This window comes from Serratia sp. YWN4 (genome assembly GCF_055790845.1).
Genome location: NZ_CM147696.1, coordinates 871,930 through 889,009, shown reverse-complemented (window position 1 = coordinate 889,009; position 17,080 = coordinate 871,930). Strand labels below are relative to the sequence as shown.

At 44.8% G+C, this 17,080-nt stretch carries 13 protein-coding genes and 1 pseudogene; 11 read left to right on the top strand and 3 right to left on the bottom strand.

Annotated elements, in window-relative coordinates:
• Positions 1-194: 194 nt before the first annotated feature.
• Positions 195-475: pseudogene (locus tag ACX9GT_RS04130) on the bottom strand (IS5 family transposase); the annotation flags it as partial.
• A 383-nt stretch (positions 476-858) separates the two neighbouring features.
• On the opposite strand from ACX9GT_RS04130, the gene ACX9GT_RS04125 reads away from it, so the two are divergent.
• The 6 genes from ACX9GT_RS04125 (at position 859) to ACX9GT_RS04100 (ending at position 6,990) form a co-directional block, all read left to right on the top strand.
• Complete coding sequence (locus ACX9GT_RS04125) at positions 859-1,413, top strand: fimbrial protein (protein WP_473189947.1); 555 nt, start codon at positions 859-861, stop codon at positions 1,411-1,413.
• 434 nt (positions 1,414-1,847) lie between these two features.
• Positions 1,848-2,402: a fimbrial protein gene (locus tag ACX9GT_RS04120; protein WP_473189946.1), complete on the top strand. Its 555-nt coding sequence runs from the start codon at positions 1,848-1,850 to the stop codon at positions 2,400-2,402.
• An 85-nt stretch (positions 2,403-2,487) separates the two neighbouring features.
• The gene (locus ACX9GT_RS04115) at positions 2,488-3,258 is read left to right on the top strand and encodes a fimbria/pilus periplasmic chaperone (protein WP_473189945.1); all 771 of its coding nucleotides are present in this window, start codon (positions 2,488-2,490) and stop codon (positions 3,256-3,258) included.
• Positions 3,259-3,631: 373 nt separating this feature from the next.
• A complete protein-coding gene (locus ACX9GT_RS04110; RefSeq protein WP_473189944.1) occupies positions 3,632-3,889 on the top strand; it encodes a YtcA family lipoprotein in 258 nt (85 codons plus the stop codon).
• 18 nt (positions 3,890-3,907) lie between these two features.
• Positions 3,908-4,969 (top strand): multidrug transporter subunit MdtN, encoded by a 1,062-nt coding sequence (gene mdtN / locus ACX9GT_RS04105; RefSeq protein WP_473189943.1) that lies wholly within the window; start codon positions 3,908-3,910, stop codon positions 4,967-4,969.
• Positions 4,969-6,990, top strand: coding sequence for an FUSC family protein (locus tag ACX9GT_RS04100; RefSeq protein ID WP_473189942.1), 2,022 nt, complete (start codon positions 4,969-4,971; stop codon positions 6,988-6,990). The genes mdtN and ACX9GT_RS04100 overlap by 1 nt, the downstream gene beginning before the upstream one ends.
• 41 nt (positions 6,991-7,031) lie before the next feature.
• Here ACX9GT_RS04100 and ACX9GT_RS04095 read toward each other — a convergent pair whose 3' ends face one another.
• Positions 7,032-8,381, bottom strand: a complete 1,350-nt coding sequence (locus tag ACX9GT_RS04095) for a metal-dependent hydrolase family protein (protein WP_473189941.1) — start codon at positions 8,379-8,381, stop codon at positions 7,032-7,034.
• A 301-nt stretch (positions 8,382-8,682) separates the two neighbouring features.
• Entirely contained in the window at positions 8,683-9,309 is a 627-nt protein-coding gene (locus ACX9GT_RS04090; protein WP_473189940.1) for a helix-turn-helix domain-containing protein, read from the bottom strand.
• A 493-nt stretch (positions 9,310-9,802) separates the two neighbouring features.
• Between ACX9GT_RS04090 and ACX9GT_RS04085 the strand changes: the two genes are divergently transcribed.
• The 5 genes from ACX9GT_RS04085 (at position 9,803) to ACX9GT_RS04065 (ending at position 16,917) form a co-directional block, all read left to right on the top strand.
• Entirely contained in the window at positions 9,803-10,357 is a 555-nt protein-coding gene (locus ACX9GT_RS04085) for a fimbrial protein (protein WP_473189939.1), read from the top strand.
• A gap of 208 nt (positions 10,358-10,565) precedes the next feature.
• Positions 10,566-13,190 (top strand): fimbria/pilus outer membrane usher protein, encoded by a 2,625-nt coding sequence (locus tag ACX9GT_RS04080; protein WP_473189938.1) that lies wholly within the window; start codon positions 10,566-10,568, stop codon positions 13,188-13,190.
• A gap of 1,176 nt (positions 13,191-14,366) precedes the next feature.
• On the top strand, positions 14,367-14,921 hold the full coding sequence (locus tag ACX9GT_RS04075; protein ID WP_473189937.1) for a fimbrial protein: 555 nt from the start codon (positions 14,367-14,369) through the stop codon (positions 14,919-14,921).
• Between the two features lie 590 nt (positions 14,922-15,511).
• On the top strand, positions 15,512-16,063 hold the full coding sequence (locus ACX9GT_RS04070; protein ID WP_473189936.1) for a fimbrial protein: 552 nt from the start codon (positions 15,512-15,514) through the stop codon (positions 16,061-16,063).
• Positions 16,064-16,146: 83 nt separating this feature from the next.
• Positions 16,147-16,917, top strand: a complete 771-nt coding sequence (locus ACX9GT_RS04065) for a fimbria/pilus periplasmic chaperone (protein ID WP_473189935.1) — start codon at positions 16,147-16,149, stop codon at positions 16,915-16,917.
• The last annotated feature ends 163 nt before the right edge of the window (positions 16,918-17,080 follow it).

The window sequence follows — 17,080 nt, the reverse complement described above, 5'->3', positions numbered from 1 at the left end:
GGGCATTTACAAAGCCAATATCACAACTATCGACTGAATTAACCTGAAATATTCTGCTCGTAAGTACTTTAGTCATTTCCATGACCTATGATTTATACCCTACGAGCATGAATAATATCATTGCTAATAATATGACTGTTTACTGTATTTAATGAACTATCGGGGCGATAGAAACCCGCCTCTAATCTTTTCCTGGTTGCCAGATGGATTTTGGTGCCGTAACCGCCTTGTGATCGACCCAGGCCATGATCACTGGCGCTATCGGGATGTTTTTTGGGCATCGTATCGCACGAATATTGCTGCCATCCAGAGAAATAGCAGATCAGTCTAGCAACTCATACTCATCAAGAATGGAAAGCAACTTATTGAATATGTAGTTAATAATATTTTCTTTACACCGGTTGAATCGATTGTAGACGGTTTTTCATGGCCCATAGCGTCCAGGCAAATCTCACCTGGGAACCCCAGAACACAGAGTCTAAAACATGCCATTGTTTTGTTGAATCCAGGCTGCTTGATTTGCTGCCAGCAGAATAACAGCAGTTGCTGCTAACTCACTATATATCATGCAAAAAATTCAACTCTAGAGCGTGCTGTTTTTTTGATTCCGGCCCACATGTAGAATCATCCGACAAGAGAAAATAAATCAAGTACCGATTACTCTCGGCAAAGGTTTATAATTTAAGAGTATTTTTTATGATGCTTTAATGAGTCTTTTTTTACACCAGTGATATTTTCACTTTTATTACCTCACTGATATAGTCATCCCAACTTATACGGAACGCAGCACAATAAACCCTATAAGAAACGATTCTCCAATCTTGAGCACAGTTAATTAAATTACAGGATATATCAGTCATGAAAAAAATCATCGCTATTACTATTATGAGTCTGGGTGTTTCTGCTGCTGCACATGCCGCTGACGGGACTATCTCTTTTAACGGGACTGTCAGCAGCGTCACCTGCTCCATTAACGGCCAGGAGGCTAACGGCACCTCCAACATGACCGTGACCCTGCCAACCATTGATGCCTCCGCATTGGCCGCTGCCGGGGCCATCGCTGGGACGACGCCTTTCCAGATTGTCCTAGGGTCTGTCGGTGAAGCCGCTTGTACTGATGGCTCTATCGCCAAGGTGCTGTTTGAAAGCGGTGCCGGTGTCGATGCCGCTACCGGTATGCTGCATAACACCGCCGCTGCTGCCCCTGCGGGCAATGTGAAGGTTGCTATCCTCAATGCGGATGACTCCTCACAAATTATGGTAGGCTCCGGTACCCCGAATAACCATGCCGAGGCAACCATTACCAACAATCAGGGTACCCTGAACTACATTGCTGCCTATAAGACCCCCACTGGCAGCGTCACTCCGGGTGCGGTCACTGCTTCTGTCGCGTATTCTGTCGTGTATAACTAATATCTACCTGTAACTACATTGTCAGGGAAAAGGGACCCAAGTTTGTATTGAGGGCCATATAAGCCTCTTGTACTTGACTTTGAATAACTCAGTTGGGTATCTGGATATGTATTTTTCAACTGTTTTTAATAAAAAACCAATGAGTAAAATGTTGCTATGTCCATTTTTATACTTAATTGGCCCATAAGTAGATTCACTTTGTTTTTAAGTGACTTTTATTTATTTTTTTATAAAAATAAACACATTAGTTTTTATACATATCCAAAGCGTCCGTAGTGGATTTGTTTTTTTTATCATCCTACATGATATGATATTTCCAACTTATGCAGCACCATTTGGCGGCATAAGATAGTGATAAGGGCTACTTCAAATAGTAGCCCTTAAAGAACTCATCGGGAATTTTATAAACGGATATTATTTCTATCATGAATAGCATGAAAAAAGTTATTGCAGTGTTGGTAATGGGTTTTGGCGTATCTACGGCAGCTAATGCGGCGAATGGCATTATTACCTTTAACGGTGCCGTCAGCAGCGTTACCTGCTCAGTTAACAGCCTGGCATCTGGTACTCCTGCCAATATGACCGTTACCCTGCCGCCTGTTGATGCCTCGGTATTGAGCGGTGCAGGATCGGTTGCCGGTACGACGCCTTTCCAGATTATCTTAGGCGCAGCTGGTGAAGCCGCTTGTATCAACGGTTCTATTGCTAAAGTGCTGTTTGAAAGCGGTACGGGTGTCGATACTACTACCGGCATGCTGAATAACACCGCTACCACTGCGCCAGCAGGTAATGTGAAGGTTGCCATCCTGAATGCTGATGATTTCTCGCAAATCGTATTAGGCTCTAGCACTCCAAACAACCATGCTACAGCAACCATTACCAATAATCAGGGTACCCTGAATTATATTGCTGCTTACAAGTCCCCGCTCGGTGGTGCCTCTGCAGGTGCCGTTACTGCCTCTGTCGCATATTCTGTAGTTTATAACTAGACTCTAGCAGAGTACGAAATTTTGAAGTATGCCACGTTACTAGTGGCATACCTTTTACCGGATGTTGAATAATCCTGGGGATAATATGATTAGCCTGAAGTTAAAGAAAGTCGGTCTGTGCCTGGCAACGATGCTGTTGGGGCTCACGATGCAGGCAGAAGCCAATGTGGTGATTGGCGGAACGCGGATCGTGTATATGTCGAAGGCTTCGGACGTCAGTGTGCGTTTGACCAACGATAATAACAAACCGGTGCTGGTTCAGGTCTGGATCGATGCTGGGGATATGAATGCCGCACCAAAAGATATCCGCACACCGTTCACCATACCGACACCGGTATTCCGTATGGATCCACAGAAAAGTCAGATGATACGCCTGATATTCTCCGGTGACAGTACCCCCTTGCCGACGGATCGGGAATCTCTCTTTTGGCTGAATACGCTGGAAATACCGGCACTGACCGCTGCAGAAAAAGACAAGAATATTTTACAGATGGCCTTCCGTAACCGGATTAAGGTGTTCTACCGCCCTGTGGAATTGAAAGAGGATATTTTCAGTGCGCCAACCGCACTTGTTTTCAGTGTGGAAGGAAACCGTCTTAAAGTTGTTAACCCGACGCCATTCCATGTGTCTTTTTCCGCGATAGAATTTGCGGTAGCAGGTAAGAAATATCAGCATGATGGGGGGGGCATGGTGACACCAAAAAGTACCGCCGAGTTTGTGCTTAACGGGGCCAGTAACCTGAATGGCAGTGCCGGGAAGATCAATGTAGGTGTGCTCAATGATTATGGTGCTGTCGAAAAATATACAGGCGTATCAGGTAAAGCGCTGACACAGGTTAAAGAACCGGCACGTTGAACCACTGAGGCTGGAATACATTAAAGCAAAAAATATCCAGTAGTCTACATCCCCTTTAACGGTGGGCAGAGCGGATTGATAATAGCAGCATCGGATTTTATCTGAATGGAACTGGCTGCTATTCCCCACCTCTGAATTTTATTCAGGTGCAATTCTACAGCAGAGTATCAAGCTTTATTTAATTGATATGGCATCAGGGTGTTGATGCTATTGTGTTATGAGACACAATAATAGACCAGGTCAGGGAAAATAAGGCTATGAGAAAAAAGGGGGTTCAGAAGGCTTTCCGCTTATGCGGTGCCTCTCTGGTCGCAACATCCATTTTCCTGAAAAATATCAACAAATTTAATATGTTAGACAACAAGGAAATATAATGATAAAAATAATCATGGTACTGTTGTCACCACTGCCTCTCAGTGCCTGCACCCATGCCCCTTCAGTGAGTTTCTTGGGCGCATTTTTCCCTGCCTGGCTGTTTTGTATCACTGGAGGCATTATCTGTACTCTCTTGGTGCGAACCGTGATGCTCAAAACAACCTATTTCGATAGCCTGGGTGTATTATCTCTTGTCTATTGTGCTATGACGACTCTTTTTTCCATTTTACTGTGGTTGCTTTTCTTTCAGCACTGATGAGAGGAACAGGAATATATGGACACTATAAGAAAAAAACGTGTAGGGAAAATAATTGCGTTATGTGTGGTCACACTGGCTATTGCAGCAGGTATTTATACGGTATGGCGACTTGATACCCAACCCAGTACCGATGATGCCTATGCTTATGCTGACACAATTAATGTCACGCCTGAAGTCAATGGACGTATTATTGAATTTAAGGTAAAGGACAATCAACATGTCCGAAAGAATGAAGTCCTGCTGCTTATCGACCCTAGAAATTATCAAGAAGTGCTAAATAAAGCCGAAGCCGCCTTAATCCAACTAGATCAGCAAATAATCCTGACTCAACGCGATATTGTCGCCCAGCGCCTGGGGGCAAATGCTGTTACAGCAAATGTAGATATTGCCAGAGCTACGGCAAAACAAGCCAGCGATACCCTCAATCGCCTTATTCCACTGTTAAAAAAACACTTTGTTTCTGCTGAACAAGTTGATCAAGCTCGCACAAATAAGACGAATGCAGATGCTGCCTTGGCTGCGGCCTTACTTGATGCACAAAGCGCGACGGCAGGGGTCAGTGGTATCGAAGCTCTTGAGGCACAAAAAAGCATCCTCAAAGCCGATATCTCATTGGCAAGACTGAGTCTGGAAAAAACGACGGTTAGAGCCCCATTCAATGGCCGAGTGATTGGTTTGACCACCACCACTGGACAATATGCATCAGCGGGGCAACCCCTATTCACTCTGGCAAACACAGAGTCCTGGTTTGTAGTGGCCAATTTTCGGGAAACCGACCTCAAACACATCACCTCAGGGACAAATGCTCTCGTTTACCTTATGGGTAACAGCGATAAATCTTACTCGGCGGTCGTTGATTCAGTAGGTTACGGCGTTATGCCAACCGATGGTTCGATTACTACGCCGGGCTTGCCTGCCGTTTCCCGCTCAATTAACTGGGTACACGTCGCACAGCGTTTTCCCGTAAAAATACGCGTGATATCACCGGAAGCTGAGTCTTTCCGCATTGGAGCGTCTGCGGTCGCCATTATTCAACCTCAGATAACCTCAACCAAAGTGGTAAAGGACGTTGAATAATGATAATTGGTGACATTCAGACCTCTGTCTGGCATTTCATTCGTCAGGAGTTTGCACCTTACCCTGGTCGTGACAGGGCTGTATTTCGCTTTCTGGTAGTTCATGCTCTAGTCATTACGATTTCAATGGCCCTCCAGGTCCCTTTTCTCTCACTCTCACTGATCGTGACTTTTTTTACGGCCAGAGACAATACGGTGATGACCCGTATCGCAGGGATAATGATGATCCTCGCGGGGACACTTGGCATCGGTATCTCACTCTTGCTACTGAAAATGACGTTTGATTTTCCGTTGTGGCGTATCTTTTTTTCGGCTGCACTGATATTTGCAGGAATGTATTTTTTCCGTATCAGCAAGCTTGGAATTATGGGATTTGTTCTGGCTATTCTGGTGAGCTACACACAAAGCATGGTAGATACGGTCTCTTCCCCTGAAGCCCTTGTCCGTATGATGCTGTGGGCTTGGGTTGCCGCCGTTTACCCCGTGGTGATCACATTGGTGGTCAATACCCTCATGCTGCCAGCACATCCCCAGGTGTTATTGCAAGAAACGGGCTCCCGCATACTCATCTGCGCAATCAAACAGCTCGATATCTTGCTAGATCAAGGCAGCGCCACACCGCTTGATACTCAAGACGTAGCCAATTTTACCCTGACGATGCAACAACAGTTGGCCTCTTCATTAATAGGCAGTAAAAACAGTCAGGCTCGTCAAGAAATACTCATCCAACGGGTCAGAGTGCTTGAACGAATATTAGTCGCCGTTGCCCACCTTTCAATAAGCCAACCTAAAGCAATATCGCAGGCAACACGCGCCTTAATTATCAGCCTTAAAGAAAACTGCATGGCGTTACAACATGCCCCGTTATCCCCTTGGCATCCTACAGCCTCATTGAGTGAACTCACTTCATGGACTATGCCAGCAGAAGCTCAACTCAACGAAATGGTAAGAGCACTCCTCTCTATTCATTCTGTTGGACATAAAAAAGCAGAGTCCCACGCTCCGAGTGAATTGCAAAACAGTGATGCCTGGCATAATCCCCAATATGCTCGCTTTGCGACAAAATGCGTGTTAGCAACCTTATTGTGCTACGTTTTTTATACTGGCGTTGATTGGCCAGGTATTCATACATCAATGCTGACGTGTATTATTCTCGCCTTACCTTCTGCCGGGGCGACGTCTCATAAAGGTTTTTTACGTATTATAGGATGTGCATTAGGGAGTCTGCTCGCACTATCAAGCACCGTCTTTGTTATTCCTCACCTCGACAGCCTTGTTGGTTTACTCATGCTCACACTCCCTGTTATTGCCATCAGTGCCTGGATAGCTTCCGGCTCTGAAAACAGTAACTATATCGGCGTACAAATGGCATTCGCTTTTGCATTAGCAATGTTCGATCAATTTGGCCCCACTGTTGATTTGACAGAAATTAGAGACCGGATGCTGGGGATTCTATTGGGCGTGGTCGTTTCAAGCATTATTTATTCATGGATATGGCCAGAGCGTGAAGGACAACGGTTAAAACAGACAATAAGCCAGTTTTTGCAAAACCTTTCCCGCATGGCATCATTACCTTATACACATGATACTATTGATAATAAACCAGCGTACTTGGGGGAATTACGAATCACCGCGTGGTCATTATTGGATCAGATGCGTACTCAGTTACGCCATGTAAAACTCGAGTCAATCTGGGCACCCTCTCCTGAAAAAGGCATTTCTCATCCACAGACCTGGCTTCAGCCAGCAAGGGAAGCGCTGATGGCTCTGAGTCAACTACATATCAGCGAACACAGAGCCATTATGCCGTTCATGCACAGTGTATCGGCTTACCTCAATGCTGCCGCGAACACAGTCAGCAATACGCTTGATGTTCCACAGCATCACCTGAGTACAAGCTTTACAATATTAGAAGAGCGCTATAAAGACCTCGAAAGTAAAGGAAACAGTGCTGATATCGCCGCAATTAACAATATTTATGTTCCTTTGGTACAACTCCATAAGCGGCTTACCAGCGATTAAACCCCAGAGGTCCTAAAAATATCTTCTTACTCTAAAAATTATCACAAGATATTTTTGTAAACTTTACCGTTCTTCATAATGACCAGGAAGTTTTTGTCAGGATCTGTCAGCAAATTAATGTTAGCGATCGGGTCTCCATTTACTAGCAGTAAGTCAGCCAGGGCGCCGGTTTCAACGACCCCTAGCTTGCCAGGGTAAGGGTTACGCAGGCCCGATAGCGCAAGTAATTGTGCATTATCATGAGTGACTATTTTAAGTATCTGGGCAGGAGTAAACCACTGCTTCAGTTTGATAATGTTGCTATTCTGTTCTTTATTTTGTGCCGGATTAAACAGGTAGTCGGTTCCCCAGGCAAGTTTAACGTTGTATTTTTTAGCCCATGTAAACGCATTATCAGTACCTTGAACAACTTGATGCTTCTTAATTTTCACGTCTTCAGTTTGGCTATCTGGTGCTTCATCGAGTGCCTGTAGGCTGAGCCAGATATCTTTCTCGGCCATCAGTTTTATCGTTTGTTCATCTAAAAGCTGCCCATGCTCAATGCATTTAACACCAGCCGCTATTGCGCGTTGAACCGCTTTTGGCGTATAGGCGTGTACAGTGACATAAGTCCCCCAATCGTCAGCTGCATCAACAGCAGCCTTCATTTCATCGAAGGTATACTGTGTGACATCTAACGGATCGTAAGCTGAAGCTGCACCACCTCCAGCCATAACTTTAATCTGGCTGGCTCCACCTCGTAGATTTTCTCGAGTCGCTGTCAGCACTTCGTCTCTACCGTCAGCAATAAAGTTAACACCCAGTAATTCACCCCGCGAAACTGCCCCACCAAAACGCCGAGACCTTTCAGTGGGTAACCTGGAATCACCATGTCCTGAGGTTTGAGAGATCATTGCCCCACTTGGATAAATCCGCGGCCCTATCGATTTCTCTTGGTCAATCGACATTTTTAACGCGAAAACAGGCCCCCCCAGATCTCGCACAGAAGTAAATCCACGCAGCAGGATAGAGTGAGCTTCTTTCGCTGCTTGAGCTTGAAGCACCTCAGCACTTATCTCTGGGTTGAGTAAGTCACTCTGGCTACTGGCACTCATCGTAATATGTACGTGATTATCAATTAATCCAGGCATCAGAGTACGGCCTTCACCACGTATTCGGGTAAGCTGAACGCCAGGTGGTATTTCAATAGTATCATTTGAAATCGTTTTGACTCGGTTACCGATTATCAACACATTGGCAGGTGAAGAAAGTTGCTTTGCACTACCGTCAAAAATGCGAACATTTTCAAAGAGAACACCTTCAGACTCAATCGACTGAGTTTGAGCAACGGCTGTAAAGGCGCAACCTAGCATTAGCGTTGCATAAAAACATCTACCCAAAGTAAAGTTCATGATTGTTCCTAATTGAGTTGGATTGAATATAGCTATCATGTGGCTTAACAAGTGATGAATAATTGCTTATTGCGTTTTATTATAATCTAAAATTTCATAGACAAAACCAATTTCCACTGTGATCGTCAGGTAAATTTATCCTGCCTCATCATCTGTTCCAGTCATAATAAATAGTAACCGACTTCAGGTGAGAGAGTGTATTTTACCCCTGATACATTCCTGCTACAGCCTTGCTGAAAAACTCCATTCTCGCATTGCTCACCTCAGTATCATTGACTAAAAATTTCAGTAAGATGAAGGGCTAAAATTTTTTAAGAATTTTAACGAGCCGGCCATTTTTCAATTCAATATAACCCGTATTGCGGAGTTCCGAGATCGCCTTCATCACTAAACTCCTCGATAAGTTGGTTCTCTCTAAAATGAATTGTGATAGCGGCACATCGACACGAGATATATTATTTAACCTATCTACTCTATGAATCAAATTCTTAATAGTGTTTGCATTTTCTTGGGTGTGAATCTCCTGAATTTGAACGAGCAGGCCGAAAGTTATATAGCTCAAAGCCTTTATGACATCATTCTGCAGGTTATTATCTGTTAGATAAGAGTCCCAATCAGCATGTTTAATTTCCAGCACCTCGGAATCCGAGTTTAATTTATAGCCTAAATCAATGCCGGGATAGTATAACTCGATCAAACCAATAGGCACAGTGGCAATGATGACACCGAGGGTACGATAAGGGTTTTGTTGAAGAATATCGACCGTGCCGTTTAACACAAAGAAGATAGAATGAGTTCTAGATGGATAAAGAATCGATCGGTGCGCTTTTTTAGTTTTTTTTCCACAGCCGCTTGCCATCTCTGTAAGGTTCTTCAGTGCATCGACTGGCGGTAACCTCGCTTTCAAAATGTCGTCACTGTTATTCATTATCAACTCCTAACCCCTGATTTTTCCTTAGTATAGTACCTACAGTGCTTATGTGAATGCAGGAAACTCATGATACTGCATAATCATACAGCCATTATTAAAGGAGTCGCCTCTTCTCCCTGTGGGAGAGGGCCGGAGTGAGGGGGCTTTTAGTGCGGTGATCGTCCCTTCACCCTAACCCTCTGGGAAGTGGTTAGCCTTAACTGACAAGTATGGCTCTGGAGCGGGCCGTTTTTTTGATTCCGCCCCATACGTAGAATCATCCGACAAGAGAAAATAAATCAAATGCAGATTACTCTCGGCAAAGGTTTATAATTTAAGAGTATTTTTTATGATGCTTTAATGAGTCTTTTTTTACACCAGTGATATTTTCACTTTTATTACCTCACTGATATAGTCATCCCAACTTATACGGAACGCAGCACAATAAACCCTATAAGAAACGATTCTCCAATCTTGAGCACAGTTAATTAAATTACAGGATATATCAGTCATGAAAAAAATCATCGCTATTACTATTATGAGTCTGGGTGTTTCTGCTGCTGCACATGCCGCTGACGGGACTATCTCTTTTAACGGGACTGTCAGCAGCGTCACCTGCTCCATTAACGGCCAGGAGGCTAACGGCACCTCCAACATGACCGTGACCCTGCCAACCATTGATGCCTCCGCATTGGCCGCTGCCGGGGCCATCGCTGGGACGACGCCTTTCCAGATTGTCCTAGGGTCTGTCGGTGAAGCCGCTTGTACTGATGGCTCTATCGCCAAGGTGCTGTTTGAAAGCGGTGCCGGTGTCGATGCCGCTACCGGTATGCTGCATAACACCGCCGCTGCTGCCCCTGCGGGCAATGTGAAGGTTGCTATCCTCAATGCGGATGACTCCTCACAAATTATGGTAGGCTCCGGTACCCCGAATAACCATGCCGAGGCAACCATTACCAACAATCAGGGTACCCTGAACTACATTGCTGCCTATAAGACCCCCACCGGCGGCGTCACTCCGGGTGCGGTCACTGCTTCTGTTGCATATTCTATCGTGTACAACTAATTCACTCTTGATGGCCTGGCACTGGCACTGGCACTGGCACTGGCACTGGCACTGGCACTGGCACTGGCACTGGTGGTTGACAGGCTTTTATCTCCAGGGTAAAGCGAAATAACATGGGCATATATGCCTGATAATAGTATCGCTCCGCCTTTTCAAATAAGTCATACATCAATAAGTATCAATGTGAGACAGCATAATGAGAAGGTCATTGGTTAACAACTACATCGCAAACATTACTGTGGGTAAAAAAAGCTATTTATCCAGCGTTTATATTGCCGCACTATCTATTATGTTATCTCCTGTGGCTCGTGCCGCTGAAGATAAAAAAACTGATAATACTGCAATTTCATCCACAGCCGCCAATGAAGATGTTTCCTTTGACCCTATATTCCTTGGCTCAAACAGCGATATTAATCTGACGCGCTATGCAAAAGATAACCCTACCGCCGTAGGCCTATATCGCTTAGATCTATTATTGAATAAAAGTGTAATGGGTCGCTATGACATTAAATTTGCCTTACCAGAAAGCCAGGATAAAGACAGCACGGCCATACCTTGCCTATCTGAAGACCTGTTGCGTAGTTTCGCGGTCAGTATCGAAAAAGCCACTGAGAAAGCCACCTCTAATACTCCAGATGGCCAACAGACTTGCGCACCATTAGAAACATTATTGCCTGGAGCAAGCTACCGTTATGATCAGGGTGAACAGAGCTTATCTCTCAGTATCCCGCAAATTTATATGCAACAGGCGGCGCGTGGCTGGGTGTCTCCAGAGATGTGGGAGTCAGGTATTAATGCAGGTATGATGGATTATCATGTTAACACATTTTCCAGTAATGCCGCTGGCGTTACCAATACCAGTGCCTATGCGGGCCTGCACACGGGTTTAAATATTGCAGGCTGGCGGGGCAGGCATGTAGCAAATATAGACTGGGTAAGTAACACAAACCAATATAACTATCAGTCCTTATCCACCTATGTGGAACACGATGTTACACCACTGCTTTCACAGATACGTGTCGGCGATACCACCACTTTGGGTAGTTTCTTTCAGGGGGTGAATTTCCGTGGGGCTACCCTGTATTCAGACGATCGTATGCTGCCAGACAGCCAGAGTGGCTACGCGCCAACGATCCGCGGTACTGCCAATAGTAACGCCAAGGTTAGCGTCACGCAGAATGGCCAGGTTCTCTATCAGACCACGGTCGCCCCTGGACCTTTTGAAATTAACGACCTGTATCCAACTAGCTATGCGGGTGAACTGACCGTCAACATTCAGGAAGCCGATGGTACCACCAGAATAATTACCGTGCCCTACTCCTCATTGCCGCAGTTGCTGCGTCCAGGGACTCAACGTTTTTCTGTTTCTGCGGGCCAATACCGCGATCAGATTCAAAACATTGGCCCTATTTTTGGGGAAGCAACCTATCAGCGTGGTATCAGTAACAATATTACCGGCTATGTGGGGGCACAAGCGGTGCAACACTACCAGGCATTTTTGCTGGGTAATGCACTCAATACGGGTATTGGAGCACTTTCTCTGGAAGTGACCCATTCGCGCGCGGCACTCTCGGATAACAGTAACCATACGGGTAACAGCTACCGTGCGGCTTTCAGCCGAATGTTCCAAAATACCGACACCAATTTCACACTGGCTGCCTACCGCTATTCTACCTCCGGCTATCTCAGCCTGCAGGACGCGATGACAATGGAAGCTCTTGCGGAGAAGAAGATGCCAACCACTACGGTTGAACATCAGAAAACACGTTTTGAGGCCACCGTTAACCAAGTGCTGCCTTATGAGTTGGGAAGTGTTTATGTGACCGGTGCTACCCAGAAATTCTGGAATACGGAAAAACAAAATAGCTATACGGTCGGTTATAACACTTCATGGCAAGGTGCATCTATTAGCCTGTCGTACCAGAATACCAAAGTCTACTCTACGTCAGGTGCAGGAAACTCAAGCTCGGAGCCTTATATTCAGCTCTCAGTCTCTATTCCTTTCGGCCAGGCTGATCGGACAAAAACGCTGATGCTAAACGCTTCACGAGACGGAAAGGGTAACCAGAGCAACCAGCTTGGCCTTAGTGGAAACTTGGGCCAATCCGGTAAAGCCTCTTATTTCTCCAACGCCTCATACGGTAGTAATGTCGATAGCAGCGTGAGCGTGGGCAGCAACTATCGCAGCAATTACGGCGATTTAAATGCCACTTCCAGCTTATCCAACAGCTATAAGCAAGCCTCTTTCGGCTTTTCTGGTGGTGTCGCAGCTTATCGTGGTGGTGTGAAGTTTGGTCCGAAGCTCGGCTCCACTTTTGCCATTATTGAAGCACCAGGAGCAGAAGGAGCACAGATCGGCAACAATGCCAGTATGGTAGGTAAAGATGGCTTAGCACTGGCCACCAATTTATTGCCATACCGCCTGAATACTTTGGCTATCGAACCGACGAATTTGCCGATGAATGTACAGCTCGACAGCTCGGTACAAACCTTTGCGCCGCGTTCAGGTTCGGTCACGTTGGTGAAATACCAGACCACTGTGGGTCATTCATTAATTGTGGATATCAACAATAAAGATGTGCCATTTGGCGCTGAGGTACTGGATATTAATAACCAGGCCTTGGGAGTTGTTGGCCAAGGGGGACGAGCTATTCTGCTCTTCACTGAGTCCAGCAAGAAGCAAAAACATACCCCCGGTGATTTGGTTGTTAAATGGGGCAACAAACCTGAGCAACAGTGTGTTTTGAAATATGGCGTCACAAAGCAGATTCAGCAGGGTTCATCGGTGATTGAACAAGCTGACGCGACTTGTGTTACGGCAGTTCATGGTTAGGAGTATGCTGGCTTTCTGGCAGATCCTCGCTATTCCTCCTGCCACAACCCGCGTATTTACGGCACTGGGCCGGCAACTAAAAATCTTCATAGCAACCGCCAGTGCCTCAAAACACCCTCACCGCTCGCCTAAAGCTACTAGCTCCTGACAACGCAGTTTTTTTCACTGTTTTAATTTTTCCCAAGGCGGAAAATTTTTCGAGTTCAACTGCCATCGTTACTGAGCAATACCCAGATAATGAGCAATGTTATTAACATATTGTTTTTTATGCTTTAATTGCCACCATCTGTACTGCATTAAATGGCTTTAAATATTTTCCGTATTAAATAAAAAAATTTAATTTAATTTCTAATTAAAAATCATGCAGTTAGTCACCCATCAGGCATTGTTTGTTTTTTGTTAGTTAAAATGACCATTTATGTTAATTAATATGAGTTTATATTTTGTGCCCTATTTGGCTATCAATGTTAGATTTTAACTCGTAGCCATGAGTAGTTAAAAACACATTGTGTTTTTCTCATGACTGCAAACGGGCTGATAAATTAATTTCTCAACAACATATTTTTATCAAGAAGGAGGGTAATCAACATGAATATAAGAATGATCTTTCCGATCGGTGTTTTTACTATTCTTGCTGGGTTAACTATGGCTTATTCAAATGCTAATAGCAGCATGATTAGTTTCGTAGGGCTTATCACTGAAAAGACCTGCACCGTGATTAGTGATAGTAGCGATCTGAAGTATACCTGCTTTCGTAATGGCGAAGTGCGAACTAAAAACTTCGACTTAGGTAAGGCGTTTTCTGTAGAGCCGGTTAAGCTATCGAAAAATATCTATGCAACATGTATAGACTCCGTAGACCATAGGTGTACACATAGCATTATACTCACTAACTACACCTAATAGCATCAGCTTTTTAATATCAGAGGCCTTGCTTGACTATCTGTAAACTACAGTCTAATTTTATTACCTCCGGATATTTCCGCATCTGTTAATAGTAAGGCAGTCACAGAAGATGAGGCGATTTCAGGCGTGAGGGGTCATAATTTCCATAAGCCAGAGGGGACTATATAAATCTCTTTCTTTATTCATTCCCCATTAAAATAAGAGAGGTATACTGACCACATACCTCTCCTATATTTCATTGCCACCATTATTTTATAAGGTATATTAATTATGAAAAAAATCATATCTATTGCTGTTATAAGTCTGGGCATTTCTGCAACTGCACAGTCTGCTTCTGGAACTATTACCTTTAACGGTACCGTCAGCAGTGTCACCTGTTCGATCAACGGCCAGGCCGCTAACGGTGGGGCAAATATGACGGTAAGCTTGCCCACCGTGGATGCTTCGGCGCTGGTTAGTGCGGGTGCCATCGCCGGTACAACGCCGTTCCAGATTGTGCTAGGGAACGCAGGTGAGGCGTCATGCACTAACGGCTCGGTAGCCAAAGTACAGTTTGAAAGTGGTACCGGCGTCGATACCACTACCGGAATGTTAAATAATATCGCCACCCACTTACCGGCAAATGATGTGAAGGTCACTCTGCTAAATGCTGATGATTTCTCACCAATCCTGGTTGGCTCTAGCGCACCAAACAACCATGCCTCAACAACCATTACCAACAATCAAGGAACCCTGAACTATATTGCCGCCTATAAAACGGTCAACGGTGGTGCCACTGCGGGCGCCGTCATGGCCGCAGTCGCCTATTCGGTAGTGTATAACTAACCTACCCTTGATGGCCTGTCGTCTGCGATAGAGGGCTGACAGGCTTTCAGTGCCATCACCTCATTTTGAACGTTCACACTCCAGGAACGTGGGCTATCTTTGTTACTCGGCTCGCTACCGGCAACTTGAAATATTTTTTGGTGTAACACCGTTCGGTATCTGAAACGTATTTTTAGCCCAACTACGCATCTCTAGAGCCATTTAAAATCGCTATAAAAAGCCAACTCATTTAAGTAAAAAAGAGAGTGATAAGCAGGAATATTTATTTTTATACAAATCAATATCCATATTAATTTTTTTATGTCCATTTTTATACTTAATAGATTTATAAAAAAAATAACCTTTGTTTTTAAGTGTTTATTTATTTATTTTTATTTTTACCCTTTAGATTCATAGCATTACAACTCATCAGTCCTACTTAATCTGCCGTGGCGGATGTATTCTATTTATCACTCCACGTGATATGATATTTCCAACTTATGCAGCACCACTTTGCGACATAAGATAGTGTTAAAGGCTATCTCAAATAGTAGTCTTTAAAGATTTCATCGGAAATTTTATAAACGGAAATTATTTCTATCATGACTAGCATGAAAAAAGTTATTGCAGTATTAGTAATGGGCTTTGGCGTATCTACGGCAGCTAATGCAGCGAATGGCACTATTATCTTTAACGGTTCTGTCAGCAGCGTTACCTGTTCAGTTAACAGCAATCCATCTGGTACTCCTGCCAATATGATCGTTAACCTGCCAACCGTTGATGCTTCTGCATTGGCTGGTGCTGGTGCTGTTGCTGGTACAACGCCTTTCCAGATTAACTTAGGCGCAACTGGCGAAGCCACTTGTAGCAACGGTTCTATTGCTAAAGTGCAGTTTGAAAGTGGTGCAGGTGTAGATGCTACTACCGGCCTGCTGAACAACACCGCCGCTACTCCAGCAACCAACGTGAAGGTTGCTATCCTGAACGCAGCTGACTCCTCACAAATCATGCTGGGTTCTAGTACTACAAACAACAATGCTACAACAACCATTACCAACAACCAGGGTACTCTGAATTATATTGCTGCCTATAAAACAGTTAACGGCCCAGCTTCTGCAGGTGCTGTTACTGCCTCTGTCGCATACTCTGTAGTTTATAACTAAGCTCGAGAAACTGCGAAATCACTAGAGCATGCTACCTTCTGGTGGCGTGCCTTTACCGGATGCCAGACAATCTTGGGAATATTATGATTAGCCTGAAGTTAAAGAAAGTCGGTCTGTGCCTGGCAACGATGTTGTTGGGGCTCACGATGCAAGCAGAAGCCAATGTGGTGATTGGCGGAACGCGGATCGTGTATATGTCGAAGGCTTCGGACGTCAGTGTGCGTTTGACCAACGATAATAACAAACCGGTGCTGGTTCAGGTCTGGATCGATGCTGGGGATATGAATGCCGCACCAAAAGATATCCGCACACCGTTCACCATACCGACACCGGTATTCCGTATGGATCCACAGAAAAGTCAGATGATACGCCTGATATTTTCCGGTGACAGCACCCCCTTGCCGACGGATCGGGAATCTCTCTTTTGGCTGAATACGCTGGAAATACCGGCACTGTCCGCTGAAGAGAAAGAAAAGAATATTTTACAGATGGCCTTCCGTAACCGGATTAAAGTTTTTTACCGCCCTGTGGAATTGAAAGAGGATATTTTCAGTGCGCCAACCGCGCTTGTTTTCAGTGTGGAAGGAAACCACCTTAAAGTTGTTAACCCGACGCCATTCCATGTGTCTTTTTCCGCGATAGAATTTGCGGTAGCGGGTAAGAAATATCAGCATGATGGGGGGGGCATGGTAACACCAAAAAGTACCGCCGAGTTTGTGCTTAACGGGGCCAGTAACCTGAATGGCAGTGCCGGGAAGATCAATGTGGGTGTGCTCAATGATTATGGTGCTGTCGAGAAATATACAGGTGTGTCAGGTAAAACGCTGACACAGGTAAAAGAACCGGCACGCTGAGCCACTGAGGCTGGAATACATTAAAGCAAAAAATATCCAGTAGTCTACATCCCCTTTAACGGTGGACAGAGCGGATTGATAATAGCAGCATCGGATTTTATCTGAATGGAACTGGCTGTTATTTCCGACTCTATTTTTTATTATGGCGAAACTCTATTTTAGA

What these genes read in the sequence shown, in the direction of transcription:
- mdtN (WP_473189943.1), top strand. Translation starts at nt 3,908, where the DNA reads ATGGACACTATAAGAAAAAAACGTGTAGGGAAAATAATTGCGTTATGT.
- ACX9GT_RS04115 (WP_473189945.1), top strand. Translation starts at nt 2,488, where the DNA reads ATGATTAGCCTGAAGTTAAAGAAAGTCGGTCTGTGCCTGGCAACGATG.
- ACX9GT_RS04065 (WP_473189935.1), top strand. Translation starts at nt 16,147, where the DNA reads ATGATTAGCCTGAAGTTAAAGAAAGTCGGTCTGTGCCTGGCAACGATG.
- ACX9GT_RS04120 (WP_473189946.1), top strand. Translation starts at nt 1,848, where the DNA reads ATGAAAAAAGTTATTGCAGTGTTGGTAATGGGTTTTGGCGTATCTACG.
- ACX9GT_RS04075 (WP_473189937.1), top strand. Translation starts at nt 14,367, where the DNA reads ATGAAAAAAATCATATCTATTGCTGTTATAAGTCTGGGCATTTCTGCA.
- ACX9GT_RS04125 (WP_473189947.1), top strand. Translation starts at nt 859, where the DNA reads ATGAAAAAAATCATCGCTATTACTATTATGAGTCTGGGTGTTTCTGCT.
- ACX9GT_RS04110 (WP_473189944.1), top strand. Translation starts at nt 3,632, where the DNA reads ATGATAAAAATAATCATGGTACTGTTGTCACCACTGCCTCTCAGTGCC.
- ACX9GT_RS04100 (WP_473189942.1), top strand. Translation starts at nt 4,969, where the DNA reads ATGATAATTGGTGACATTCAGACCTCTGTCTGGCATTTCATTCGTCAG.
- ACX9GT_RS04090 (WP_473189940.1), bottom strand. Translation starts at nt 9,309, where the DNA reads ATGAATAACAGTGACGACATTTTGAAAGCGAGGTTACCGCCAGTCGAT.
- ACX9GT_RS04070 (WP_473189936.1), top strand. Translation starts at nt 15,512, where the DNA reads ATGAAAAAAGTTATTGCAGTATTAGTAATGGGCTTTGGCGTATCTACG.
- ACX9GT_RS04095 (WP_473189941.1), bottom strand. Translation starts at nt 8,381, where the DNA reads ATGAACTTTACTTTGGGTAGATGTTTTTATGCAACGCTAATGCTAGGT.
- ACX9GT_RS04085 (WP_473189939.1), top strand. Translation starts at nt 9,803, where the DNA reads ATGAAAAAAATCATCGCTATTACTATTATGAGTCTGGGTGTTTCTGCT.